Source organism: Acanthopleuribacter pedis, assembly GCF_017377855.1.
In the GTDB taxonomy this organism is placed as follows: domain Bacteria; phylum Acidobacteriota; class Holophagae; order Acanthopleuribacterales; family Acanthopleuribacteraceae; genus Acanthopleuribacter; species Acanthopleuribacter pedis.
Genome location: NZ_JAFREP010000103.1, coordinates 1 through 559, shown reverse-complemented (window position 1 = coordinate 559; position 559 = coordinate 1). Strand labels below are relative to the sequence as shown.

Sequence of the window (559 nt, the reverse complement as noted above, 5' to 3'; positions counted from 1 at the left end):
AAAGTGCAGGATACGCAGATCGAATACAAGATCGCCGTCACCCTCGCCCCCTCTACCGAACGATTGAACATGAAGTTTTTTCTGCCCAACACCAGTTGGCGCAGCGCTCGCTCCGCTGGATTGTTGTGTTCGCCCTGCCAAGGGGGATGATTTCAGTGGGTTCAAATCCCACCCGGGTAACTGACGCTCCGCCCGGAAGCACTTTGGAGCAGTTCAGGAGGCAACGAATGGGCTGAAGTATTCAAAGAAAAGGCTCTTTCAGAGAGTCAGCGACTGTACAGGCCGTAGCGTGCAGCGAACACCGAGCAGGCCCCGAAAAGGCTTTGCGGTAGCCGACCCGCCATAATAACGGGGAAGGCCGATGTCCACGGAGCACCGAGCGTATTGGGCCGTGGGTGCCGCCGGGGTAGTGGTGACAGCATGTACAGGAGAGGAATTATTCTCAACAGGGGAAGTCTATCGGAGACTGGAAACGGTGGCGCCGTCCAAAAACAGTGGGTCCGTGAGGGCCGGACACTGGCTCTGGTAGATGGCGGATGGGTCCGTAGTACCGCGGAGA

General features: G+C 57.6%; 1 pseudogene. It reads right to left on the bottom strand.

The annotated features are described in order from the left end of the window. A pseudogene (locus tag J3U88_RS35515) lies at positions 1 to 113 on the bottom strand (hypothetical protein); the annotation flags it as partial. Positions 114 to 559 lie beyond the last annotated feature (446 nt).